Raw genomic sequence first — 25,157 nt, 5'->3', positions numbered from 1 at the left:
TCATGTTCACAGATAAAACCATTCTCATCACTGGCGGCACCGGCTCCTTTGGTAATACCTTTGTGCCTATGACTCTCGCCAAATACAACCCGAAAAAGATAATTATCTTTTCGCGTGACGAGATGAAGCAATGGGATATGGCCAAAAAATTTGAAGGCGATTCACGTGTACGTTTTTTCATTGGTGATGTCCGTGACAAGGACCGTCTCTATCGCGCACTCGATGGTGTAGATTATGTTGTTCATGCGGCGGCGACCAAAATCGTACCGACAGCAGAATATAATCCGTTCGAATGTATTAAAACCAATATTAATGGTGCAATGAACCTTATTGATGCGTGCATTGATAAAGGCGTTAAGCGCGTGGTCGCTCTTTCTACCGACAAAGCCAGCAGCCCGATCAACCTGTATGGTGCCACCAAACTGGCATCAGACAAGTTATTCGTTGCTGGTAACTCCTACGCTGGCGGGCACGACACTCGCATGGCAGTCGTACGGTACGGCAATGTCATGGGATCTCGTGGTTCGGTCATCCCATTCTTCATGTCGATAAAAGATAAGGGTGAGCTACCGATCACGGACGATCGCATGACCCGATTCATGATCTCCTTGGAAGAGGGTGTTGAGCTAGTCTGGCACGCGTTTGAAGACATGGAAGGCGGTGAAATCTACGTGAAGAAGATCCCGTCGATGAAAGTAACCGATCTGGCCCGCGTCGTCGCCCCGAATGCTACACAGAAAGTCGTAGGTATTCGTCCGGGTGAGAAACTGCACGAGCAGATGATTAGTGCAGAAGACGCATATTATACATATGAGTATCCGGAGCACTTTAAAATTTTGCCAGTCATCAACGATTGGTCCACCTGTCCTTCGCGCATTAAGGATGGTAAGAAGGTGCCAGAAGGGTTTGTATACTCTAGCGACAACAATACCGAGTGGATGAGTGATGAAGATCTGCAAAGCTGGATCACCCTCAACCAAGAAAAAATCGGGAGCATTTGATTCATGATTCCATACGGTCGCCAAGATATTACTCAAGCCGACATCGATGCCGTTATCGGGGTATTGAAGTCCGACTTCCTTACGCAGGGACCTATGGTTCCAAAGTTCGAGCGAGAAGTTGCAGAACACGTAGGAGCCGGTCATGCGCTTGCAGTGAACAGCGCAACTTCTGCGCTCCATATCGCTTGTCTCGCTTTAGGGCTTGGTCCTGGCGACCGTCTATGGACAACCCCGGTCACATTTGTAGCGTCCGCAAACTGCGGGTTGTACTGCGGTGCACAAGTCGACTTTGTCGATATTGACCCTCGAACCTACAATCTTTGCCCTCAAGCTCTCGCACGTAAGCTTGAACAGGCAGAGAGAGAAGGCACGCTGCCGAAAATTGTTGTGCCGGTACACTTATGTGGGCAACCCTGCGATATGCAGGCGATCCACGCACTGTCTCAACGTTATGGCTTCAAGGTAATTGAAGATGCCTCTCACGCCATTGGCGGTAAATATAAAGACGAATTTATCGGCAACTGTAAATACAGCGATATTACTGTATTTAGTTTTCACCCTGTAAAGATAATCACAACTGCAGAGGGTGGCATGGCGTTGACTAATAGCGCTGAGCTGGCCGGTAAGATGGCTTTACTGCGCAGCCATGGCATTACCCGTGATTCCCAGTTGATGACCCATGGATCGGACGGTCCGTGGTATTACCAACAGATAGACCTTGGTTTTAATTACCGCATGACTGAGCTGCAGGCCGCACTAGGCGTAAGCCAAATGGGCCGATTGGACCAATATATTGCTCGGCGACATGAACTTGCGGTACGTTACAACGCGTTACTTGCAGCGCTGCCTGTCACCACACCTTGGCAGCATCCAGACAGCTATTCAGGTTTGCACCTTTACGTTATTCGCTTACAGCTGGACAAACTGGACCAATCGCACCGCCAGGTATTTGAATCAATGCGTGACGATGGGATCGGTGTGAATCTTCATTATATTCCGGTCCATACACAGCCTTACTACAGCCGTATGGGCTTCCAACCAGAAGATTTTCCGCAGTCGCAGCAATACTATAAAGAGGCTATTAGTCTCCCAATGTTCCAGACCCTGAGTGAGGATGAGCAGGATACAGTGGTTGCTGCGCTCTCTAAGGCATTGCGGATATGAGACTTGCGGTAATTCCGGCGCGTGGTGGAAGTAAGCGGATTCCACGAAAAAATATCAAGGAGTTTTGTGGCAAACCGATGATTGCATGGTCGATCGAGGCGGCATTAAAAAGTCGGTGCTTTGATCAAATTCTTGTTTCCACTGACGATGAAGAGATTGCCGAAGTCGCCCTAAAGTACGGAGCGCAGGTGCCTTTCATGCGGCCGGCTGAGTTGTCTGATGATTATACAGGGACTATCCCGGTCATTGCGCACGCAACAAACTGGTGCATTGCTCAGGGAAGCCCAGTAGTTGACGTCTGTTGTATTTATGCGACTGCACCTTTTATTGAGGTTGAAGACTTGCGCAAAGGGCTGGAGTCTCTGCATCAATTTTCTGCAGATTACGCGTTTTCTGTAACCAGCTATCCGTTTCCAATTCAGCGAGCTATTCGAATCACAGAGACTAGCGGCATTGAAATGTTCGAGCCGGGAAACTTCAGTAAACGCTCACAGGATTTAGAGCAGGCCTATCATGATGCCGGGCAGTTCTATTGGGGGACGGCGGCTGCATGGTTGCATGGCAAAATGATCTTTGGGCCGAAAGCGACTGCAGTTGTACTACCTAGGCATCGGGTACAGGATATTGACACTATGGAAGATTGGGTGCGTGCTGAGCTTATGTTCACCGCGATGCAATCAGCTACTCTGTGATGGCTTTCCGAATGAAAGTGACGTTCCGTGTCGATGCATCACTTCTAATTGGAAGTGGCCATGTTATGCGTTGCCTAACGTTAGCTGACGCTTTAAAAGCTAAAGGGGCGCAATGTCAGTTTATCTGCCGTGCACATCCGGGAAATTTAATTAAACATATCCAAGATAAGGGTTTCCGAGTTCACGAACTTGCTGCTCCTGATACCTACAGAGGTACGCGACACTGCAAGGTGGATTACTTGCCAATGCATGCGGATTGGTTAGGAGTTCCTTGGCAGCAAGATGCCGAAGAATGTCAGAGGATCATCGAACCAGGCTCGGCGGATTGGTTGATCGTTGACCATTACAGCCTGGATTCATGTTGGGAACAACAGTTGGCCGATAGTTACTCACAATTATTAGTTATAGATGATTTGGCCGATCGCTCTCATCGATGTGATTTTCTACTAGACCAAAACCTCGGACGTTGTAAGGAAGACTATCTGAGCCTTGTGCCTCAACATTGTCAGGTCTTTTCAGGGTCAAATTATGCCTTACTACGTCCTGAATTTGCACAATGGAGAGAAGCTAGTTTAACTCGCAGAACCGTTCCGGAGCTCAAGAAGATTCTTATTAGTATGGGCGGGGTGGATCTCCCGAATGCAACGGGGCGTGTGCTTGACGTACTAAAAAAATCTGCACTGTCATCAGATTGTCAAATATCTGTCATCATGGGGGCAACTGCACCATGGTTGGCGGACGTGAAAATGAAAGCTGCGTCGATGCCGTGGGTCACTGAGGTTGTCGTTAGCGTTGATGATATGGCAAAAAGGATGGCGTTGAGTGACCTTGCTATCGGTGCAGCAGGAAGTACATCCTGGGAACGGTGTTGTTTGGGCTTGCCGACATTAATGGTCACATTGGCTCAGAATCAACTTGCGGGTGCCTCCGCACTTCAAGACGCCGGTGCCGCACTATTGGTAGGGGACGTTAATGATATTGAAAATAATCTCGAGCAACTCATAAAGCTTGCAGGTTTGAAAAGTAAGCTCAAGTGTATGAGTGAAGCGGCGAGCAAGCTTTGTGATGGAGGTGGCTCTACAGCCATTGTGGACTATATAGGACATCTCAATGGCTGATGATATTGCAATAGCCTACAGCGTCAGAGTCATGACGATAAATGATTTAGAACTAGTGTTGGAGTGGCGTAATCATCCAGACATTAGGCGCTTTATGTATACCCAACATGAGATTAGTTTGGAAGAGCATACGCGCTGGTTCTGTCGGGCATCGGGCGACTCCCGTAAGCATTTATTGATATTTGAAGCTGACCAAGTGCCGCAGGGCTTTATTAATATCAGCGAGACTAACCATGGTGTTGCAGATTGGGGATTTTATCTCGCACCCACATCACCCAAAGGCACCGGAAAAAAATTAGGTACAGCCGCAATCGACTATGCATTTTTCACGCTGGGAATGCATAAGCTCTGTGGGCAGGCGATTGTATTCAATGATCGTTCAATTAAATTTCATCAGACTATGGGCTTTCAGCAGGAGGGTACTCTACGAGATCAGTACTATGACGGTGCTATGTATCACAGTGTAGTGTGCTTCGGCTTGCTGTCGCACGAATGGCGTAGAATCAATGAGAGCAGCGAACATGACTAGCCCAAGTATTAGCATTGCCGGTAGAAGAATAAGTGAGGAAGATGCGCCATACGTCATTGCGGAGCTTTCAGCGAATCATAATGGCAAGTTCGAGACTGCGCTCAAAATCATTGAGTCGGCTAAGGCGTGTGGTGCTGATGCAATTAAGCTTCAGACGTATAAGCCAGACACAATCACATTGAACAGCGACGCTGAAGATTTTTGTATTCGCGGTGGCCTGTGGGATGGACGAAGCTTGTACGAACTCTATCAAGAGGCACATATGCCATGGGAATGGCATAAGCCGCTTTTCGACTATGCACATAAATTGGGACTCACAATCTTCAGTTCACCGTTCGATAAAACTGCTGTCGATTTACTCGAAGGATTGAACGCTCCTGCGTATAAGATTGCCTCGTTTGAAGCAGTTGACCTGCCGCTGATCAAATATGTTGCCAGTACGGGGAAGCCAATGATCATTTCAACCGGCATGGCGGATGCTGAAGAAATTCAGGAAGCCGTTGAAGCTGCGCGAGAAGGGGGGTGTAAGGAACTGGCTTTGTTGCACTGTGTGAGCGGTTACCCTGCGCCAGCGGCCGACTATAACTTATTGACCATTCCGGACATGATGCAACGATTCGGCTTAGTGACGGGGTTATCGGATCACACACTGGACAACACTACTGCTATAACCAGCGTTGCCTTGGGAGCCTCTATCATTGAAAAGCATTTCACCCTTGATAGAGCTGGCGGCGGGCCTGATGATAGCTTCTCTCTTGAGCCGTTCGAATTAGAAGCACTGTGTCGAGATAGTAAAACTGCTTGGGCAGCGAAGGGCAGAGTTGATTATGGTCGAAAGTCTAGCGAGCAGGGGAACATTCAATTTAGGCGGTCATTGTACTTTGTAAAAGACCAAAAGAAGGGAGAGACTGTGCTTCCTGATGCCGTGCGCAGTGTCCGGCCGGGCTTTGGGCTGCCTCCAAAATTCTATGATTCGATAGTGGGTCGAACTCTAAAAAATGACGTACTTAGCTGCACTCCAGTGAGATTTAGTGATTTCGAAGACGGCAACAGCAAATGACCTCGAAGCAAGAAATTTTCACTTATGTTTTTGTGAGAAATAAATCGGATAGAGAATTTCTCGGTTCAATTATCACTATGTATGACAAAAATTCGCGTTGGTCGAACGTGCTGATGAGAGCGTTGGTTCTTGTCGGAGGGCTCTTCCTGCGTCCCAGAAAGAATACAGTGAAGTGTTTTTTTTGGGGGGATAAATACCACGAAGTTATCCTTGGCATGGATAAATCTGAAATTTGTGTGGTGGGTGGCCCCAAGCAGCTGAGATTTTGCGTCTTGAATGGCATTAAGTTTGTTCCATGCATGAGCTACTGGGCCAAGTTAAAGAAAGGGATGTTGGGGGAACTAAATCAAAGCGATTTCGAAGATGATGGGAAAGAGCTGTGTGATGTACTGGGTGGACTCGCAGTAGATGGTGCAGCATTGGTCGTGGATAATGATTCGCTGCCGATGCAACGACTATTAATTCACTCAGCGAGGATGGCGGGTATTAAATCGTACTGCATTCAGCACGGTCTTTTTCAAAAGAGCTCACCTCATTATCTGCTTGATGGCGCATATTCAGATGGCGTCTTCGTCTACGACGACATACAGAGAGCAGTTTTTTTGGAGGCAGGAATTCAGTTCAGCAAACTTCATGTCAGTGGATTTTATAAGCGCGCCTACACACCCTCTCGATCGCTTACGCTAGGATTTCAGGGACGTAAAATTTGTTTTTTGGGACAGCCTTGGTATAAGTACGGTGGAGAGGTAAGTGCGAAATATCTTGAGTTGGTTAGCCGTTTAATAGCGGGCTTAGAAAAGCTTGGCGTGGTATGTGTGTATAAGCCCCATCCATGGGAGATCGGTGCCCCCTATTTGAAAGATATAAACCATCTATTTTTTAATGGGATGGAAGCGGCTATTGAGGAGTTCGATGTTTTCTTTTCTATGACCTCAACTGCGTTGATAGAGTGTGGGCGTTCAGGGCGCGTCAGTATTCAGGTATATGACGATTGTTTCAAGTGCGATAATTTTTCGGAGCTAGGTTATTGCTATACGCTGCGAAGCGATAACTTGTTGAAAGTAGAGGTTCTTGAAAAAATTCTCACGTCGGAACCAGTTGCTGTTGCGATGGGAGGGGGTGGCGACTTCTTGGAGAATTTTAGGGCAGTGATTTATGGAGTCAAATAGCTCGAAAGTTAAAGTTCGCCTCGGCTTGAGTCTTTATGGCGGGAAAGTATTTGTACTTTTGCTCATCAGTTCCATGGTTCTTGTTTCGCTAGCTGTCGCTGTAGGGTTTATAGATGCTGCGTCCTGGAGGTTCTCGGGGGGCGTGGGTATGGTTGCGTATTTTTTGCTGATTCTGTCGATTTATTTTAGAGAGCAGAAATTATTTTGGATAATGCTGCCTTTTAGTATGTTCCATTTTTTAGCAATCGTCTCATCCTACTATTTAGAAGGTGGAGCCTATATCTCTGAACAGGAGGCTTATTCGTATCCTACCGGTGGGACCATTCGTCTAGTTGGTTACATGTATGTGGTGTTTTTCGTCGCTTATATGGTTTATGTTTCGCTCGCACGGCTATCAAGATTCAGTTCAGATGGTCGCAAACAAAGCGGAATTTATGAAGTGCTTTTGTTTGCTGTGGTCTGGCTATTTATTCTCGTCTTACTGGCAGCACTGCTCGTGTTTGGTAGTCCATTGCTTGCGGGGATTCAGCGCTTTGAATACTGGGCGGAACACCCTTACCCTGTTGTTCACTCCTTATTGCAGTACGGCTTCCAGTTTTCATTTTTGCTCGGAGTTGTACAGATCTACCGCCCTAGAAAGAAAAGTGGCGTGCTGCTGGCGGTTTTCACGTTTTGTGTTTTGAATGGTTTATATGGTGAGAAGTTCACCGGGATATTTTTGGTGGTTTTGTACTATATTTGTGGAATGTATATAGCCTCTCTGGTCAATATGAAAGGACGTTTCAAGGTCGGCTTTTATCAAATCCTGGTTTTTGGGGTGATAGTCGCACTGTTGTTTGGATTAATCTATTTCCATTATTCGTCAATTCACGCCGTACAAGGTGGTGTTGTCGACTCGATCGTCAGTAGGGTTTTCTCTCTGCAAGGCCATACCTGGTGGGGGATCGACTCAATTATGATCTCCGGTAAAGAGCCTGTGGGCATGGCTCCTTTAGTGGGTAGTGATGGGGAAATAAATGGGGTGTATTACTTGATGGAGCAGATCGCGCCTGAGGGTATTTTCAAATCCTATTTAGCGAGGGGAATTACCTTTACGATGGGGTTCCCAGCAATACTTATCTACTCCGTGGGGTACGGCACTGCTTTGTTTTTATGTGGTGTGGCCGGCTTTTTAATTGCTTGCGTAGCTTACTTACTCACATGTGTAATAGCTCAGTACAATTTGATCGGAATTTTTGCTGGAGTGAAATCGCTTTTGGTGTTGACGCACGCGCTCAATATGGGTGTAGTGAATCTACTGTTCGATGGAAAGTTTATTTTTTATTTTATGATTTTGATGTTTTCATTCTATGTTTCTAAGAAAGGAGTCCGCTTTGCCTAAGGTTCTGGCATTTTATCTTCCGCAGTACCACCCCATACCAGAAAATAATGAGTGGTGGGGCGAAGGATTCACGGAGTGGAATAACGTCGCTCCAGCTCGGCCGAGGTTTGATGGGCATTATCAACCTCATATTCCGGCCGATCTAGGTTTCTATGATCTGCGTGTTGCTGAGACCCGACAGAAACAAGCCTCGCTGGCAGCTGAATATGGCGTAGACGGGTTTTGCTATTATCATTATTGGTTTAACGGGCGCCGACTACTTGAGCGGCCTTTGTTTGAAGTTCTCAAGAGCAACAGTCCTACGCTTCCATTTTGTATCTGCTGGGCTAATGAAAACTGGACCAGGGCTTGGGACGGTCTAGATAGGCAGGTCCTGATGAGTCAAGATTATACGGCAGAGGATTCTGATGCCCATATTACCTGTTTGCTAGAGTATTTCTCAGACAACCGATATATCAAAATCAATGGAAGGCCGTTATTTTTGGTTTATAGACCGGACCACATTCCTAATGCGAGTAGCTATTTTGCTGAGTGGAATAGTAAAGCTGAGTCGGCAGGTTTCCCCGGGTTATACATTTGTGCCGTTAAAAACGGGTTTGTAGAGCTGAGCGATAAAGAGATATTAAACGAGGGTTATGACGCAATTGTGGATTTTCAGCCTGATCGTCGCGACTTCCCTATCGCGAGTTCAAGGTCGCAAGTAGCGGTCGATTTGGCGAGAAAAGTATTACCTAATACTGTATATCAATATTTAAAAACAAATGTTTCTGCAGTCAACCGAATTGATTACACTGCATTGGTTGAAGGTGTAACGAAGAAAGAGTGGCCGCAAGACTATCGAAAGTATCCATGCGTCTTTCCTAGCTGGGATAACACAGCAAGGAGAAAGACCCCTACGGTCATACAGAATCTTGAGCCTGAAACATATGGACGCTGGCTTAAGTATGCTTTGGAAAGCGTTTCGCAATATCCCGAAGATGAGAGCTTTGTTTTCATTAATGCGTGGAATGAGTGGGCAGAAGGATGCCATCTTGAGCCGGATAAGAAAATGGGTAGAGCTTTCTTAGAGGTTACAAAACGCACCGTCGGATTGTAGTTATTTTAGCCAGTATCGAGGCCTCAGAATGGGTTGTGCAGTAATATTTGGTGGTACTGGATTCATAGGTGTTTTTTTTGCTAAGCACCTGTTGGACACAGGCCGTTTTGAAAAAATCTACCTTTTCGACAAGGAGCCAATGTCTGAAAAGGTTAGTGCTTATAGGCGAGCCGAGGTTGAATCAAATTCGAATATTGAAGTGATTCTGGGAGACGTTAGGCAAAAAATAGATTGGTTGCCTGTGGAGCCCGTTGCATTAGCAGTCAATTTCGCAGCTGTACATCGGGAGCCTGGTCATGAAGATCAAGAATATTATGAAACCAATTTGTTGGGCGCTGAGAATGTTTGCGCGTGGGTAGAAAGGGTTGACTGTAGCAGTCTTATCTTTACCAGTTCCATATCACCTTACGGAATTAGTGAAGAAATTAAAGATGAGCGTACACTGCCTGTACCCGTAACTGCTTATGGTAGCTCTAAACTTACTGCTGAAAAAATTCATCAGATTTGGCAGGCCCGAAATACGCTAGCGCGTCGGTTGGTCATAGTTCGTCCCGGAGTCGTATTCGGTCCTGGAGAGGGCGGCAATGTATCAAGGCTAATAAAGGCTGTTTTACACCGTTACTTTTTCTACATGGGGAATCGAGATACTCGCAAAGCGGGAGTCTATGTGAAAGAGCTTTGTAATGCAATGTGGTGGGTCTTGCAAAACCAAGACGCTAGAGGGGAAAGTGTCAGTCTCTTCAATATGTCCATGAACCCCGGGCCGTCAATTAAAGAGTACGTAACGGCTATCTGTAGCGTCGCACAGGTAACTCGAACGGTTCCACAGGTTCCCTACGGAGTCATGTTGGCTGCGGCCTACTGTATTGATGCTTTTGCTAAGCCACTCGGCATAAAACATCCCTTCAGTCCCGTTCGTATACGCAAGCTGGTTCGTTCTAATAATATTCTACCTAATTATTTGGTGGAACAAGGCTATCCCTTTGTCTACAATCTTGAAGAAGCATTTTCTGATTGGAAACAAAGCTGCCCTGAAGAATGGAAATAGTTGAGAGGCCGTATGAGTGATGTAGAGAAATCGAGTCGCCTGCGCGTGGCTTGCATAGTGCCTACTTATAACGGTCGCGACGACTTGTCTCGCCTGCTTGATTCGCTTGAAAAACAGAGTGTTGATTTTGATTTGTTTATTGTCGACTCTAGCTCAAAAGACGGTACGTACGAGCTAGCCTTAACGCGAGGCAAAAACATTGTTTCAATTCCGAGTAGCCAGTTCAATCATGGCGGCACTCGGCAAAAGCTTGTTGATGATCATCCAGATTATGATATTTATGTGTTTATGACCCAAGATGCTTATCTTGAAGATACTGACTCAATTGCACGTCTCTTAGCTCCATTTGCTAATGAAAAAATCGGAGCTGTATGTGGTCGACAGCTTCCTCATCATAATGCATCCCCCTTGGCGCAACATGCACGGCTGTTCAACTATCCCGAAAACTCTCAATTCAAAACATTGTCAGATGCCCCCGTGCTTGGATTGAAAACGGCATTCATGTCTAACTCTTTCGCGGCGTATAGAGGAAAAGCTTTAAAGGATGTTGGAGGATTCCCTGTCCATGTCATCTTTGCTGAAGATATGTACGTGGCTGCAAAAATGTTACTGAACGATTGGCAAATTGGATATGCAGGTGATGCAACCTGTAGGCACTCGCATAACTATACATTGGTTGAAGAGTTTGAGCGATATTTTGACATGGGTGTCTTCCATGCTCGTGAGCCCTGGATCCGTTCTAACTTCGGCGGGGCTGGCGGGGAGGGGGTTAGGTATTTGAAATCTGAGCTCAGATATCTTGGACTGGCGAAAATCTATATGTGGCCCATTGCAGTGCTGCGTAATGTTATGAAGCTGGTTGCCTATAGATTGGGTCAAAAGGAACGGCTTATGTCAATAGGATTAAAAAAGAGGCTAGGGATGTATAAAGGCTACTGGAGTAGCCGCTTTGCTGATAAATGATTGTCTTATGTCCATAGGGATCAGAGTTCCCCCCCCCTTGGACTCACCCAAGTTAACCTTGCAATTTTTCATTGAACTGCAGGCTTTGATAAGCTTGATACCCGATAAGCGCGTGGGTGTAACTCTTGCGCGAATGGGCAACTATCACTGGCAGTGACTGTAAGATTTGCCATAAAGCATCTCACGTAAGCGATTGAGGTTTCGAGTAGCTTGCAGTTTCTCAAAAGCGGTAAAGGTGCGTAAAATTCATCATTTTGCTGAGAGCTGAGGCGTTGGCTCTAGCAATTTAGGCGAAATGCTGGCATTTTGAATTCGGTTTTTGAGGCACCCCTCTTCGTTATCTCATCTTTAGTCAGGCTTCGTCGGAGTTTTTGTAAAGGATATGCAAGCTATTCCTCGTTACCAACCTACCTTCGCTGAGCGCTATCCAGTGCCATTTTTTGTGGCACTTTTGGATTTTCTGATCGTGCTTTCGGCCGGCTTGCTCGCTCATTACTACCGCTTCGGTACTCTGGAGATGAGCGGCCGGTACAACACTGCGACGATGCTGACCGCTATTGTGGTAGTACTTTGTCTGGGTATGGGAGGAGTATACGGTTCTCAACGGGGGCATGCGTTCCTGCGTCAGTTCAGTATTCTGCTGGCAGGTTGGTTCGCTGCAGCAGGTATCTTGTTGTCTTTAACATTTTTCCTCAAGGTTTCTGAGAACTATTCACGTATCTGGTTCAGCACGATGTTAGTTGCTGGCGGCGGACTGAGTTTATTGCTGCGGTTGACGGTATTTTTGCTATTGAGACGATTGCGTGCTTCGGGCATGAACCTTAAAACCGTTTTATTAGTGGATTCGGGCGGTAGTTCTGCGAGTCAGTTGAATAACGGCCAAGCGCTCGACGAATACGGGTTCAAGGTAGTCCATAACTTAGCTTTTAGTCCAGATAACAGTTGGTTGGAGAATTTGGTTGCAAAGGTGGATGAGCTAGGGGTCCATGAGGTCTGGCTGTGCTTGCCTCTAAGTGAGGGGGGCGTGATACGCTCGATTATGTATGCGCTTCGTCACCATACAGTTGCTGTCCGATTTATTCCGGAGTGGGGCGACATTCGATTACTTAATCATAAGGTCAGCCATATCGCAGGGGTATATTCGCTGGACCTCAGTTGTAGCCCTATGGATGGCCCTCCTAGATTGCTCAAGCGTTTTGAGGACCTCGTGCTGGGTGTATTGATCTTGCTGATGATTACGCCGGTTTGTTTGGTGATTGCAGCAGTAATTAAGATGACCTCACATGGTCCGATATTGTTTAAGCAGTACCGTACCGGTATTAATGGCAAGAATTTCAAGGTTTATAAGTTTCGCTCAATGGTAGTGCATCGCGAGAGTTCAGGGGATGTGACACAAGCGAAACGAAATGATGTCCGTATTACGCGAGTGGGCGCCTTTTTGCGCAGAACCAGCCTTGATGAATTGCCACAATTTTTCAATGTCTTGCAGGGACGAATGTCCATCGTGGGACCTCGTCCCCATGCGCTTTCTCATAATGAGTATTATAAGGATTTGGTAGAGTCCTACATGCAGAGGCATAAAGTTAAACCAGGTATTACTGGGTGGGCGCAAGTCAGTGGGTATCGTGGGGAGACTGATACGCTTGAGAAAATGCAAAAGAGGGTAGAGTACGATCTTTGGTATATTGATAATTGGTCACTTTGGTTGGATATTAAAATAATTTTTCTGACCGTGTTCAAAGGTTTCATAAATAAAAATGCATACTGATGTGGGTGTGGTGAAAGCGAGATAATATGAAGTTTGTTAAGCTAGGCGCTAGGCAGGAAAGTTGTATGGGGTTCGACTGGTCAAGGATGATGGGCTGGTTGTTGGCTGTTGGTTTATTTATTCAGTTGAGTGGGAAGATCTGGCTCGTTTCCGGCAGTGCTCGGAATTCACAAATTTATATATGGTTGCTTTTGCCCGCTTTGGTTTTTTCACTTTCTCGAATTCTAGTGAAGCATCGCTTTAAAATTGACTTGCAGTATTTGCCTTGGCTCCTATTCCTTTTGTGGGTTGCTTTGAGTACGTTGTGGGCAACGGGGATTGAGTCAAGTGTTCAGTCAATTGCCAAGCGCGCACTATTCGTAGGGCTGTATCTTGTTGCAATCAATGTTCTTATAAATCAGCATGAATCTTATTTTCGACGGGTTCTGTTAGCGAGTGTCGTCGTCATCGCCTTCGGAGCCTTGCTAAGCTTGATTTACCAGTACGGAGTGCTCGAAAAGCCGATTGCTTATCGTGCATTTCGGATTGACCGGATGGGAATCGGTGAGTTCGCAAACTTTGGTTGGCCGGTTGCTGCCGGTATTTTTTATGGCTCAGTTGCTATGTGGGCTATGGGTATGGTATTGGATAGCCGTACCAGTACTAAACTAGCTTTATTCTGGCTGGCTGTTTTCACGATTTTAGCGTTATATGTGTTAATGACCGGTACCCGTGGGGCTTGGATTGCACTGCTCGGCAGTTGCGTTTTGGCGGTCGTCATGCAGAGATCCCGGCGCGGTATCTGGGGAATGGGACTTTGTTTGGTCGCGGTTGCGGTTATTTCGGCTTTTCTTTGGGATCAAATTCTAGTAGAGGTGCAAAAGCGACAGCTATCTGGTAGAGGTCCGATCTGGGCATATTACTTTGATGTCATGTCAGGGCATTGGTGGTTGGGCCATGGGTTTGGAACGCCATTTACCTATCTTTGGCCCAATGGCAAAACGATTTCTCCTCATGCTCACAGTCTTTATCTTCAGCAGATATATGATAGCGGTCTTATCTCATTAGGCTTTTTGCTATCTGGACTGGCAGTGTTGTTCTATAAAGGCTGGATCATGCGCCATAATTCTTGGGTTCGATTAACATTTCCAGTACTCGTATACGCGTTGATCGCAATGCTCACAGATGTAGAGCGAGTGATAACTCGACCCAGTGATTATTGGACGGTGTTTTGGTTGCCTGTGGCAGTTTTACTTGCCTTGCCGTATAAAAAACTTAGTAAGCAAGAGTGACTTTAAAGTATTGGTCTCGCAGTAGTCAGTGGGGCACGCCTTAAGTTTTTCCTCCTGACTATTCGTACGCTTTATCGACACTTATGAGTTGTAGTGATCGGTTTTTGAGGTGCGTTGTACGATAAATTGGCTTGTTCCTTTTTGATCGCCGGCCGAGTTTATGCTGGTGCCAAGATGTTTGAATAGGTTCTATAGAGCCTGTTGATCAAGCCTCGTGTGCTTTCGCATAGTGCTCGCTTAAACTTAAGAGAATTCAAATGAGTTTTTTCCCTTGTTTTCTGTCTGTGGTCTTTGTAGTTCGTAATCAATCTAAAGATATTGAAGAGTTAATGGCGCGTGCTGAAGCTGTTGTCTCCCCGATTGTCAGCGATTACGAGTTAATTATCGTCGACAACGCATCCCTTGATGACAGTGTTACAGTTCTAAAAAGTATCACTGGAGAAGACGGTCTTGCTAATCTGCAGGTCTATGCACTCACTAAAGAAGTTGATACCGATACAGCTTCCTGGGTGGGCATAGAGAATGCCCTGGGTGATTATGTTGCCGTAATTGACGTTCTTTCAGACGATGTGAGCTTTATTCCCGAAATGCTAGATCAAGCCGTCCGCGGCGCGGATGTAGTATTTGCTCATAACGAAATGAAGCCTGCCCAGAGCCTGGCCTATCGAGCGGCCTACGCGGCATTCAACTGGCTATATCGTGTTTTCAATGGCATCCACTTGGCGAATGATGCACCTCAGTATCGAATTTTGAACAAGCGGGTCATAAACTTTATACTTCAACATCCGCAACCTGCAATGACTTATCGTCATCTCCCTGCAACCGGAGGGTTCGCGCGGGCCTATTTAACATATGGTGTAACACCTAAGGCATCTCGGCCCAAAAATTTGATAGACAGCCTTGATCGAGGGGTTCGCTTATTAGTTTCAACAACCCGCGCTCCAATGCGGTTAGTAACTTACTTATCTCTTTTCGGTGCGCTGGCTAACTTGGTATATAGTGCCTACGTTATCGGGGTAGGTCTTTTCAAGACGGATGTCGCACCTGGCTGGATCAGCTTCTCACTTCAACAATCTGGGATGTTTTTTCTTATTTCGCTTGTTCTGATGGTTTTGGGTGAATACATTCTTAACATGGTTAGTTTGTCTAGCGACGGGCCGCTTTATCATGTGGGGCAAGAGTTTACCAGTGCACGAATGACACGACATGAGAAATTAAATATTGAAGCGGTTTCGGTGAGGTCAACTGACAGCGGTCACACTACTGGTGAAGTGATATCGTGATGATGTGTGACTCTTCCTATGATGCTGTTGTAATCGGGGGCGGTTTTTATGGTTCGGTTATAGCGGCATATCTAGCCAGGCAGCGTGGTTTAAGAAAAGTTCTTTTGGTGGAGCGTGAGTCTGAGCTACTTCAAAGAGCGTCATATAATAACCAGGCGCGAGTGCATAATGGATATCACTATCCTCGCAGCTTCACAACGGCGTATAGGAGCAGGGTGAACTTACCGAAGTTTGTCAGCGATTGGCCTGGCGCGGTGGAGCAGTCTTTCACTAAGCTCTATGCAATAGCGCGTCGCAATTCAAAAGTAACATCAAAACAGTTTGAGCGATTCTGTCGGAACATTGGAGCCGATATTTACCCAGCTGAAAGTGATCTTTTCAAATTGTTTGAACCGCGGTTAATTGAAAGTGTTTTTCATGTTCAAGAGTATGCTTTCGACTCAACGCTGCTAGCTGACTGGGCGGTGAAAACGTTAAAAGCGGCAGGTGTATATATCCTTTATAGATCAAGGGTCTCCTCTATCTCGAAAACATCGGATCAGAATCTTCCTCTCCGTGTGCGAGTTGAGTCCGGCCGAAGCGACTTGATCGACATCTCTTGTCGTTATGTTTTTAATTGTACATACAGCGGTCTTAATCAATTTGGTGGGGATCACTCCGGGGTTAGGACCAGCCTCAAGCAAGAAATCACTGAGATGGCCTTAATGCAGATGCCTGCTCCGCTTGATAAGCTTGGAATTACGGTTATGGATGGTCCATTTTTTTCGATGATGCCATTTCCTTCGCGTGGTTTACATACACTCTCTCATGTTAGGTATACACCTCATCTGAATTGGGTTGATGAACGAGGTGTAGATCCATACGCAAAACTTGATCAATATCCAAAAGTTTCTAGGTTTGATCGGATGGTGAGGGATGTCGCCAGGTATGTTCCTTCCATGATGTCTGCTAGATATATCGATTCATTATTTGAAGTTAAAACTGTTTTGGTGAAAAGCGAAGGGGATGATGGGCGTCCCATTCTATTTGAACGTTCAAATCAATATCCCGGCTTCTACTCTGTATTAGGAGGGAAAATTGACAACGTCTATGACGTTATTGAAATGCTAGAGACCGAACAATTCGTCTCTTCACCGCAGTAGACAGGGACTTAAGAGCATGATTGAGATTACAATCCCGATCCTAAACGAAGAATCTACGCTGTACGAGCAGGTTAATAAAGTACATGACTTCATTGAGCGTGATCTCAGTGATGTAGGAGGCGTGACTATTGTCTTGGCGGACAACGGCTCTTCAGATCGCACGCCGGAAATAGGGCATAAACTTTCTCAAGACCTCCCAGGAGTCAAATATATTCGTCTGGAACGGAGGGGTGTGGGATTGGCATTGAAAACTTCCTGGGGTGGTTCCGACGCCGACATTGTGGGCTATATGGACCTTGATTTGGCTACAGATTTGAAACATCTTCGACCAGCGATTCAGGCTTTGAGGTTAGGTCGTGCGGATATCATTGCCGGTTCGCGTTTGGCCAAAGGTGCGAAGATTGTTGGTCGTAGTCGCTTGAGGGGCTTCACTAGCGTTTGCTTCAATTTAATCGTAAAGCTTATCTTTAGAACTTCCTTCAGTGATGGAATGTGTGGATTTAAATTCCTCAAGCGTGACATTCTTGCTCATCTAATGTCTGCAGGCGCCCAGAGTGACGGATGGTTCTTTGCTACTGAAGTTCTTGTCACTGGGGAGCACCTTAAATACAGGGTAATGGATTTGCCTGTCACCTGGACCGACGATCCGAACTCCAAGGTGAAGATTATAAAACTGTCACTCGAGTACCTCCGCGCAATGAAGGTGTTGCGTGAGCGCTTACGAAAACAACAGGAGCGGCCATGCTAATGGAAGCCCTGACTACTAAATCACTCGTCTTAGGGACGGCATTGTGGGGGTGGGGGGTTGGTAGGCAGGAAGCCTTCGGAATACTCGACAGTTTTATAGAAAATGGTGGTTCATTAATTGATACTGCGACGAATTATCCGATTAATCAATCTAGATGTGATTTTGGACTTTCACTCAAGTGGCTTGAAGAGTGGGTAAGGTCTAATCAGGGTGCAGCAGTATCGGTGTTGGTAAAAATTGGTTCCATTGATAATTCTGGCGGGTCTTCAATAGACCTCACAGAAGCAACCATTACAGCGACAGTCGCTAATCTCCAACAACGGCTTGGTGATGCGCTATCATGCGTATCGGTTCATTGGGATAATAGGGGAAGTGGTGAGGGTGATCTTCGTTTAATTGAGCAGACGGTATCTGCTTTTACAGCGCTAGAGGCTTCTGGACTCTCTGTCGGACTTTCTGGTATTGGATACCCCGAGCACTATTTAAACGCGAATCCAGCGCTTTCAGATAAATGGATTATTCAAGTTAAAGAAAATTTCGCTACTCAAGATGCTCGGAGTAACTATTCGAAGTACTTTCCTAAGGCTAAGTATTTGGCCTATGGAATTAACTTGGGAGGGGTGAAACTTCAATCCGCTCAGCCTGATAGCTCGTTGAGTCTCAGATCGATAAAACCTCCAGCTGGTCTTGTAGATCAATTGTCTATTTTTTTGAACTCCAAACACGGATTTGAGCCAACACCAAATTCCTTGAATGAGCTAGCTTTAGCGTTTTCCTACGTAAATGCTGCGCTTTCTGGCGTAATTGTCGGTCCACGGAATATACAGCAGCTTGTTAGCACAATGGAGTATTGGGGGGTACTGCATCGTGAGTGCAAAGGCTTTAATGATTTGGGCTTGAATCTTTCGTCGTGTTCGCTTAAATCTCCTCAGGACATCAAATAATGCAAGTCGTGAGATACGCTATTGCTGGGGTGGTAAATACGGGTCTGGGATACGGTGTTTTTTGGCTACTTTTGAAACTTGTCGGTGTCAATGCTGAGATCGCTAACGCTGTAGGATACTGTGTTGGACTGATCTCCGCGTTTGTGCTCAACCGAGTATTCGTATTTGGTGTTTCTAGTGCTACCCTTACGATGGTCTTCAGGTTTTTTGTAGCATTTATGATTGCATATATCATTAACTTGCTCGTGCTTGTCGGTCTTTATCGATTCCTGGGGGTGTCTGCGGAAATTGCACAAATTTTTGCTATGGCAATTTATACACTTTCTTTCTATATTCTGAACAAAACCTATGTGTTTAATCAGTTGCATAACGTGTCGGCCAAGAGTGAGAATTAAGCAGATTAACTCTTTATGGTCTTGGGCTGGTCAGGTCTGAGAATCATTGCATGGAGATTAATGCGCAATTCATCAAGCAGTTAGGCGTTAACGGGCGAAGGATAAAAATGAGTAGGATTGTGAGCTTTGCTGATCAAAAGTTTTCGACTAATAGTGTTACTGCCTTGTCGATTCTTCTTTTTTATTTGTACAGTGCTGTCTATGCCTGCCTGGTATTTTCGCAGTTTACCACCCTTGAAGTTGTCGCCGTTTCTTTAGCGTTTTCTTCGGTGGTTTTTATATTTTGGATTGTATTTAATCGTGATGACAGTTTGTTGCCGATAGCGCTAAATCTGAAAAATATAACCGGCGCGTTAATGGTCTCATTCCTGTTGATCATGTTTTCAAATTCATTTGGTGTTGTTTTTTCCGACTATGTAAGAACGTTTCCAGTGCTAGAAGCCGAGCTCGGATTGGGGTGGCATAAAGACACCGTCTATCATGTGTCGCTTATTCAGAGTATTCTGAATTTTGGATATCCAAGTATCGCTCAGCATGGTCACCCCTTTACAGCTTATCATGCATTGACTCATTTCTCGGATGCGCTAATTCTCTCGGTAGTGGGTTTGGATCCTTACGATAGCTATGGGTTATTTGCAAATTTCAAAATATTTGCATTTCTTGTTTCGCTGCTTGTCTTTGTAAATGCGGTTGTTGGGGGGAGAGGTTTTATTTCGTTTTTAGCATCAGTAATGTTGCTATTTCCTCTTGTGATTGGTACATGGCACGTGGTCGGCTCACATGGTTTGTGGTTAACTAACATACTTGTTGTGTTTGCAAGTCCTTACTTGTACAGGGCTTTGATGTCTGAAGAAAGTAACAGTGTTGCTCAGTTTTCTATGTTTCTGCTGATTGTGGTTTTTGTATCGTTCGGGAAAATCTCTTCAGGTGTCATGTTATGTGTCTTCGTGTCTGCTTTAGCTTTTCTTAAACAGCCGCTTAGTTTGAGGTTTTATATTTTTGCGTTGCTGGCTGCACTATTTTTTTACGCCTATAATAAAGTCTTCAGCACGTCTTATGGTACGCAGGTTGCGGTTGTTTTCAAGAATCTGACATTGAGAACGGCTTACGATTACCTGGCACAGCCTTCAGGGATGTGGAGCAAGCATGTTTCCACTTTTGTGGCAGCGCTGGTAGTTCTAGGTGCGCTCGCTTACGCTACTCCTTCAAAAAATAATCTCAGGCTGCTGGCTGCTGTCCTACTGTCTATCATCCCACTATATCTACTCACTGTTGTAATTGTTGGTTTGAATATGAGTGATATATGGTATTTTCATTATGGGTTGGCGTTTGTTTTGTTTTTATTCATCTTTCAATCTGTCACTGATAACGCGATTTTATTGAGTCAGGGTTTTTCAAGTTTTAATACGGCCGTTGGACGCTCGACTTACCGCCTTCTAATGACTCTTGGGGTTTTGTGTTTGGCATATATAGGGCAGGGGCTCTATCATTCAAATTTCAATTTGTTTGCCATGGGGTATGACAGCGTTATCAGACAAATACGCTATGCGAATAATCATCCATTTTTGCAGGTGAATAAAAAACTTGGTTTCGGTCATCAGTTGAGCATTTACACCATTTCCTCGGGTTCGTCATCTAAGCTGCCGACTGCCGCTAATCCAGGCTATCTTCAGGCACTGAAAGGGGATTTGGAGGCGCTGTTGGTTGAGCGTAATATTCGTAAGTCCGACGCTCTTCTATTCCTGCCTAAAGAGGTTTTTGATAGTGAGGTGAAAGCGCTTGGGGGGGATGAGTGGGCTAACGGAATGCTAATGTATGCGTTGCTTGGGATACCATTGGTGAATGGAATGCATTCGATTGGCAGAGCTTACGGTCTCGCCGACTACACTAAGGACAGTTTTAGGGTTTCGGCTGAGGACTTCAATGAACGTAATGCTTGCAATTCATTTGATGTGAAGATTCTTATTGAGGTGCACAGTATCATTCGACGGGACTTGAGAGTTTACACGTGTAGTGACTCTAATTAGTTGCCTTGGTTGAGGTCCGACAAAATATTTTTGGAAAAGTATTTTGACCACGGCGCACTTCATTATATTTCTAATAATTTTTCGGTGATCTCGAAATACCTAGGTCGGTTTTAATACCCTAAGATTATATTAAGGTACAATTTGTGAAAACTACCCTTACGGCCATCCCCGACGTTATCCTCTTCGAACCCCGCATTTTCGGCGACGATCGCGGTTTTTTCTTCGAAAGCTTCAACCAGCAGGTTTTCGAAGCCGCCGTCGGTCGCTCCGTATCGTTCGTCCAGGACAACCACTCGCGTTCTGCCAAAGGCGTGCTGCGCGGCTTGCACTATCAGGTACAACAAGCCCAAGGCAAGCTGGTCCGGGTTGTCGAGGGCGAGGTGTTCGATGTGGCTGTCGACCTGCGCCGTTCCTCACCAACCTTCGGTAAATGGGTGGGCGCTCATCTCTCTGCGGAGAACAAGCATCAGCTCTGGGTCCCGGAAGGCTTCGCTCATGGTTTTGTTGTGCTCTCTGAGCGAGCTGAGTTTCTCTACAAAACCACCGACTTCTATGCCCCCGCCCATGAACGCTGCCTGGCCTGGAACGACTCGACAGTCGCCATCGACTGGCCGATGAGTGAGCAGCCCTTGCTGTCCGACAAAGACAAATTGGGCAAATTGCTCTCCGACGCCGAGTGCTTCGACTAATCGGCGCTCAAGCGCCCTGCCTAGCCGCAGTAGGGCAGGGCGCTGTCAGCGGAGTAACAGCGCTCCAGCGTGCGGCACGCTTTGGCGTTACAATGCGTTTTGCACTGGGCGGTCACAACTAGAGCTCGATAGCTTGCTGAGGCTATGCCCGCGCATTTGAATTCTGCTCCGACTCCTCCAAAGGCCTGTAATAGCCGGACGCCGATGCCCTGATCGGGTAGATGCAGGGATGTCTCGTCAACCTTCTCATGTCACCACTGAAAAGATCCGAACAATGACTATCTTAGTAACCGGCGGAGCCGGCTTCATCGGCGCCAACTTTGTCCTGGACTGGGTAGCTCAAGCAGATGAGCTGGTCATCAACCTGGATAAGCTGACCTACGCGGGCAACGTGCAGAGCCTGGCGTCCATCGATGGCAACCCCAAGCACCTGTTCGTCCACGGCGATATCGCCGACTCGGCGCTGGTCGAGAAGTTGCTGGCCGAGCATCAGCCTCGAGCGGTGATCAATTTCGCCGCCGAGTCGCATGTCGATCGTTCGATTCATGGCCCGGAAGACTTCATCCAGACCAACATCGTTGGCACCTTCCGCCTGCTCGAAGCGGTGCGCGCCTACTGGAAAGCCCTACCGGGCGATGCGCAGCAGGCGTTCCGTTTCCTGCATGTATCCACCGACGAAGTCTATGGCTCCTTGGCGCCTGACGCCCCGGCGTTCACCGAGACGCACCAGTACGAGCCAAACAGCCCTTACTCGGCGAGCAAGGCGGCCAGCGATCACTTGGTGCGCTCCTACCATCACACCTATGGTCTTCCGGTTCTCACCACCAACTGCTCCAACAACTACGGCCCGTACCACTTCCCGGAAAAGCTCATCCCGCTGATGATCGTCAACGCGTTGGGCGGCAAAGGGCTGCCGGTCTATGGAGACGGCCAGCAAATCCGCGACTGGCTGTACGTGAAAGATCACTGCAGCGCGATTCGCCGGGTGCTTGAGGCAGGCACCGTGGGCGAGGTCTACAACGTTGGCGGCTGGAACGAGAAGCCAAATCTGGAGATCGTTAACCGTATCTGCGCTTTGCTCGATGAGCTGCGCCCTCGCGCTGATGGCAAGTCATACAGCGAGCAGATCACCTTCGTTACCGACCGCCCAGGCCATGACCGCCGTTACGCCATCGATGCGCGCAAACTCGAGCGTGAGCTGGGCTGGAAGCCAGCGGAAACCTTCGAGACCGGCATCCGCAAGACGGTCGAGTGGTATCTGAGCAACTGGCAGTGGGTTGAAAACGTGCAGTCGGGCAACTATCGCGAGTGGGTCGAGAAGAACTACGGCGAGCGCAGCGAATGAAGATTCTGCTGCTTGGTAAAGACGGTCAGGTCGGCTGGGAGCTGCAGCGCAGCCTGGCGCCGCTGGGCGAGGTGCTGGCCCTCAACTCCAAGAGCCAGGATTACTGCGGTGATCTCGCCAATCTGCAAGGTTTGGCGCAGACCGTCCAGGCCTGGGCGCCAGATGTGATTGTCAATGCGGCGGCTTACACCGCGGTAGACAAGGCCGAGTCCGAGCAAGCGCAAGCCCATCGCGTCAACTGCGAGGCGCTCGAGGTGCTCGCGCTGGCCGCTGCACGTTCAGGTGCGCTGCTGGTGCATTACTCCACCGACTATGTCTTCCCAGGAAATGGTCAAACGCCCTGGCGCGAAGAAGACGTGGTGGGGCCGCTGAATGTCTACGGACTGAGCAAGCTGGCTGGAGAGCAGGCTATTCAGGCCTCGGCGTGCTCGCACCTGATCTTCCGCACCTCGTGGGTGTACGCGGCGCGTGGCAATAATTTTGCCAAGACCATGCTGCGCCTGGCTGGCGAGCGAGACACCCTTGGGGTCATCGATGATCAGTTCGGCGCACCAACCGGTGCTGAGTTGATCGCAGATGTGACGGCGCATGCGATCGTCGCCTGGCGCGCCAAGCCTGAACAGGGTGGGCTCTACCATCTTGCAGCAGCGGGTGAAACCACCTGGTGTGGCTATGCGCGATATGTTCTTGAGCTGGCTGAGCAGATGGGCATTGAGCTGAAGGTCAAGGCGCAGGCGGTCTCGGCGTTGACCACTAACGCCTACCCCACGCCTGCGCGGCGGCCGGCCAATTCGCGACTCGATACGCAAAAACTTGAAAAGGCTTTCGGTTTGCAGCTTCCTGACTGGCGCCTGGGCGTTGCGCGGATGCTGACGGAAATACAAGGGAAATAACCGCATGAAACGTAAAGGCATCATTCTGGCAGGCGGCTCGGGTACTCGACTGCACCCTGCAACGTTGGCGATCTCCAAGCAGCTCTTGCCGGTCTACGACAAGCCGATGATCTATTACCCGCTGACTACGCTGATGCTGGCGGGGATTCGCGACATCCTGATCATTTCCACCCCGCAGGACACGCCGCGTTTCGAGCAGTTGCTGGGCGACGGTAATCAGTGGGGCCTGAATATTTCCTACGCCGTGCAACCCTCTCCGGATGGCTTGGCGCAGGCGTTCATCATTGGTGAGCAGTTCATTGGCAATGATCCGTCGGCGTTGGTGTTGGGCGACAACATCTACTACGGCCACGACTTCCAGCACCTGCTGAGCAACGCCAACAGTCGTGCCACTGGTGCTAGCGTGTTCGCCTACCACGTGCACGATCCTGAACGCTATGGCGTGGTTGAATTCGACGCCCAGGGCACCGCGATCAGCCTTGAAGAGAAGCCGCTGCAACCCAAGTCCAGCTACGCGGTAACCGGCCTGTATTTCTACGATCAGGATGTGGTCGAGATCGCCAAGGCCATCAAGCCCTCGCCACGTGGCGAGCTTGAGATCACCGACGTCAACCGCGCCTACCTTGAGCGTAACAAGCTGTCGGTAGAAATCATGGGCCGCGGCTACGCCTGGCTGGATACCGGCACCCACGATTCGTTGCTCGAAGCCAGCCAATACATCGCGACCATCGAGCGCCGCCAGGGCTTGAAAGTGGCATGCCCGGAAGAGGTTTCGTTCCGCCAGGGCTGGATCAGTGCAGAGCAACTTGAAAAGCTTGCCGCCCCTCTTGCGAAGAATGGGTACGGTCAGTATTTGAAACGGTTGTTGCAGGATAAGGTTTATTAATAGGTAAGTTTTAGGTCCTCTTCTTGTGCGACTTTTTGCCCGAGAAGAGGACATAAAATGTGACGTCTAATTCAGTAAAGATTCTCGCCCTTCGCGTACTTTCATCGGCACTTCAGAAGCGCTAGGTTTGTTTGGCAGCTACGGAAACGCTGCCCTGCAATTCTCGTCTCAATGGAGTGTGCCAAATGCGTAATACCGTCCTTTCCTATCTGTTCCTTCCGCTGTTCGCGGGCCTGTCCTTTTCCCTCAGTGCAGCGCCCAATCCCGCTCCGGCACCCGCTGAACTAACCGCTAGCGCAGTGGCCACACCGGCAACGGTTGCCCACACGACTCGCGTCAATCTCAACGCTGCCGATGCGCCAACCTTGCAAAAGGAGCTGAACGGGATTGGTAAAGCAAAAGCCGAAGCGATCGTGGCCTACCGTGACGCACACGGGCCATTCACTTCGGTCGATGAATTGCTGGAAATCAAAGGCATCGGCAACGCGATCCTGGATCGCAACCGTGACAAATTAACTGTGGAGTAAGCCCAAGCGTCGATGGCC

24 protein-coding genes are annotated in these 25,157 nt (G+C 47.7%); all 24 read left to right on the top strand.

Features of this window, described 5'->3' with window-relative positions; all coding sequences use genetic code 11:
• Positions 1 to 2: 2 nt before the first annotated feature.
• The 24 genes from pseB to ACF8K2_RS10935 all read left to right on the top strand — a co-directional run bounded on the left by pseB (position 3) and on the right by ACF8K2_RS10935 (position 25,139).
• A complete protein-coding gene (gene pseB, locus ACF8K2_RS11050) occupies positions 3 to 1,001 on the top strand; it encodes a UDP-N-acetylglucosamine 4,6-dehydratase (inverting) (protein WP_392464813.1) in 999 nt (332 codons plus the stop codon).
• Between the two features lie 3 nt (positions 1,002 to 1,004).
• Positions 1,005 to 2,165, top strand: a complete 1,161-nt coding sequence (gene pseC, locus ACF8K2_RS11045; RefSeq protein WP_392464812.1) for a UDP-4-amino-4,6-dideoxy-N-acetyl-beta-L-altrosamine transaminase — start codon at positions 1,005 to 1,007, stop codon at positions 2,163 to 2,165.
• Positions 2,162 to 2,857, top strand: coding sequence for a pseudaminic acid cytidylyltransferase (pseF, locus tag ACF8K2_RS11040; protein WP_392464810.1), 696 nt, complete (start codon positions 2,162 to 2,164; stop codon positions 2,855 to 2,857). The genes pseC and pseF overlap by 4 nt, the downstream gene beginning before the upstream one ends.
• A gap of 11 nt (positions 2,858 to 2,868) precedes the next feature.
• Positions 2,869 to 3,975 carry a UDP-2,4-diacetamido-2,4,6-trideoxy-beta-L-altropyranose hydrolase gene (gene pseG, locus ACF8K2_RS11035; RefSeq protein ID WP_392464809.1) on the top strand — a complete coding sequence of 369 codons (1,107 nt, stop codon included), beginning with the start codon at positions 2,869 to 2,871 and terminating at the stop codon, positions 3,973 to 3,975.
• Positions 3,968 to 4,504, top strand: coding sequence for a UDP-4-amino-4,6-dideoxy-N-acetyl-beta-L-altrosamine N-acetyltransferase (gene pseH / locus ACF8K2_RS11030; RefSeq protein ID WP_392464808.1), 537 nt, complete (start codon positions 3,968 to 3,970; stop codon positions 4,502 to 4,504). Before pseG ends, pseH begins: the two co-directional genes overlap by 8 nt.
• Positions 4,497 to 5,564, top strand: a complete 1,068-nt coding sequence (gene pseI, locus ACF8K2_RS11025; RefSeq protein WP_392464806.1) for a pseudaminic acid synthase — start codon at positions 4,497 to 4,499, stop codon at positions 5,562 to 5,564. The genes pseH and pseI overlap by 8 nt, the downstream gene beginning before the upstream one ends.
• Positions 5,561 to 6,733: a hypothetical protein gene (locus ACF8K2_RS11020; protein WP_392464805.1), complete on the top strand. Its 1,173-nt coding sequence runs from the start codon at positions 5,561 to 5,563 to the stop codon at positions 6,731 to 6,733. Before pseI ends, ACF8K2_RS11020 begins: the two co-directional genes overlap by 4 nt.
• Entirely contained in the window at positions 6,720 to 8,114 is a 1,395-nt protein-coding gene (locus ACF8K2_RS11015; RefSeq protein ID WP_392464804.1) for a DUF6418 domain-containing protein, read from the top strand. The genes ACF8K2_RS11020 and ACF8K2_RS11015 overlap by 14 nt, the downstream gene beginning before the upstream one ends.
• Positions 8,107 to 9,210, top strand: coding sequence for a glycoside hydrolase family 99-like domain-containing protein (locus tag ACF8K2_RS11010; RefSeq protein ID WP_392464802.1), 1,104 nt, complete (start codon positions 8,107 to 8,109; stop codon positions 9,208 to 9,210). The genes ACF8K2_RS11015 and ACF8K2_RS11010 overlap by 8 nt, the downstream gene beginning before the upstream one ends.
• 28 nt (positions 9,211 to 9,238) lie before the next feature.
• Entirely contained in the window at positions 9,239 to 10,258 is a 1,020-nt protein-coding gene (locus ACF8K2_RS11005) for an NAD-dependent epimerase/dehydratase family protein (protein ID WP_392464801.1), read from the top strand.
• Between the two features lie 12 nt (positions 10,259 to 10,270).
• The gene (locus ACF8K2_RS11000; RefSeq protein WP_392464800.1) at positions 10,271 to 11,221 is read left to right on the top strand and encodes a glycosyltransferase; all 951 of its coding nucleotides are present in this window, start codon (positions 10,271 to 10,273) and stop codon (positions 11,219 to 11,221) included.
• 382 nt (positions 11,222 to 11,603) lie between these two features.
• A complete protein-coding gene (locus tag ACF8K2_RS10995; protein ID WP_392464799.1) occupies positions 11,604 to 12,989 on the top strand; it encodes an undecaprenyl-phosphate glucose phosphotransferase in 1,386 nt (461 codons plus the stop codon).
• A 65-nt stretch (positions 12,990 to 13,054) separates the two neighbouring features.
• Positions 13,055 to 14,260: an O-antigen ligase family protein gene (locus ACF8K2_RS10990; protein WP_392464797.1), complete on the top strand. Its 1,206-nt coding sequence runs from the start codon at positions 13,055 to 13,057 to the stop codon at positions 14,258 to 14,260.
• 257 nt (positions 14,261 to 14,517) lie between these two features.
• On the top strand, positions 14,518 to 15,543 hold the full coding sequence (locus tag ACF8K2_RS10985; RefSeq protein ID WP_392464795.1) for a glycosyltransferase: 1,026 nt from the start codon (positions 14,518 to 14,520) through the stop codon (positions 15,541 to 15,543).
• A 2-nt stretch (positions 15,544 to 15,545) separates the two neighbouring features.
• Positions 15,546 to 16,685: an NAD(P)/FAD-dependent oxidoreductase gene (locus ACF8K2_RS10980; RefSeq protein ID WP_392464843.1), complete on the top strand. Its 1,140-nt coding sequence runs from the start codon at positions 15,546 to 15,548 to the stop codon at positions 16,683 to 16,685.
• A 16-nt stretch (positions 16,686 to 16,701) separates the two neighbouring features.
• Positions 16,702 to 17,433, top strand: coding sequence for a glycosyltransferase (locus tag ACF8K2_RS10975; protein ID WP_392464794.1), 732 nt, complete (start codon positions 16,702 to 16,704; stop codon positions 17,431 to 17,433).
• Complete coding sequence (locus ACF8K2_RS10970; protein ID WP_392464793.1) at positions 17,433 to 18,377, top strand: aldo/keto reductase; 945 nt, start codon at positions 17,433 to 17,435, stop codon at positions 18,375 to 18,377. Before ACF8K2_RS10975 ends, ACF8K2_RS10970 begins: the two co-directional genes overlap by 1 nt.
• Positions 18,377 to 18,772 carry a GtrA family protein gene (locus ACF8K2_RS10965; RefSeq protein ID WP_392464791.1) on the top strand — a complete coding sequence of 132 codons (396 nt, stop codon included), beginning with the start codon at positions 18,377 to 18,379 and terminating at the stop codon, positions 18,770 to 18,772. The genes ACF8K2_RS10970 and ACF8K2_RS10965 overlap by 1 nt, the downstream gene beginning before the upstream one ends.
• A gap of 50 nt (positions 18,773 to 18,822) precedes the next feature.
• Positions 18,823 to 20,799, top strand: a complete 1,977-nt coding sequence (locus tag ACF8K2_RS10960; protein ID WP_392464790.1) for a hypothetical protein — start codon at positions 18,823 to 18,825, stop codon at positions 20,797 to 20,799.
• A 143-nt stretch (positions 20,800 to 20,942) separates the two neighbouring features.
• Entirely contained in the window at positions 20,943 to 21,488 is a 546-nt protein-coding gene (gene rfbC / locus ACF8K2_RS10955) for a dTDP-4-dehydrorhamnose 3,5-epimerase (RefSeq protein WP_392464788.1), read from the top strand.
• A 274-nt stretch (positions 21,489 to 21,762) separates the two neighbouring features.
• The gene (rfbB, locus tag ACF8K2_RS10950) at positions 21,763 to 22,833 is read left to right on the top strand and encodes a dTDP-glucose 4,6-dehydratase (protein WP_392464786.1); all 1,071 of its coding nucleotides are present in this window, start codon (positions 21,763 to 21,765) and stop codon (positions 22,831 to 22,833) included.
• The gene (gene rfbD, locus ACF8K2_RS10945; protein WP_392464785.1) at positions 22,830 to 23,726 is read left to right on the top strand and encodes a dTDP-4-dehydrorhamnose reductase; all 897 of its coding nucleotides are present in this window, start codon (positions 22,830 to 22,832) and stop codon (positions 23,724 to 23,726) included. The genes rfbB and rfbD overlap by 4 nt, the downstream gene beginning before the upstream one ends.
• A 4-nt stretch (positions 23,727 to 23,730) precedes the next feature.
• A complete protein-coding gene (gene rfbA, locus ACF8K2_RS10940) occupies positions 23,731 to 24,612 on the top strand; it encodes a glucose-1-phosphate thymidylyltransferase RfbA (protein ID WP_392464783.1) in 882 nt (293 codons plus the stop codon).
• A gap of 185 nt (positions 24,613 to 24,797) precedes the next feature.
• Positions 24,798 to 25,139, top strand: a complete 342-nt coding sequence (locus tag ACF8K2_RS10935; RefSeq protein WP_186554780.1) for a ComEA family DNA-binding protein — start codon at positions 24,798 to 24,800, stop codon at positions 25,137 to 25,139.
• Positions 25,140 to 25,157: the final 18 nt, after the last annotated feature.

Source organism: Pseudomonas sp. xss_2 (assembly GCF_043104195.1).
GTDB classification, from domain to species: domain Bacteria; phylum Pseudomonadota; class Gammaproteobacteria; order Pseudomonadales; family Pseudomonadaceae; genus Aquipseudomonas; species Aquipseudomonas urmiensis.
This window is presented reverse-complemented; position numbering and strand designations above follow the sequence as displayed.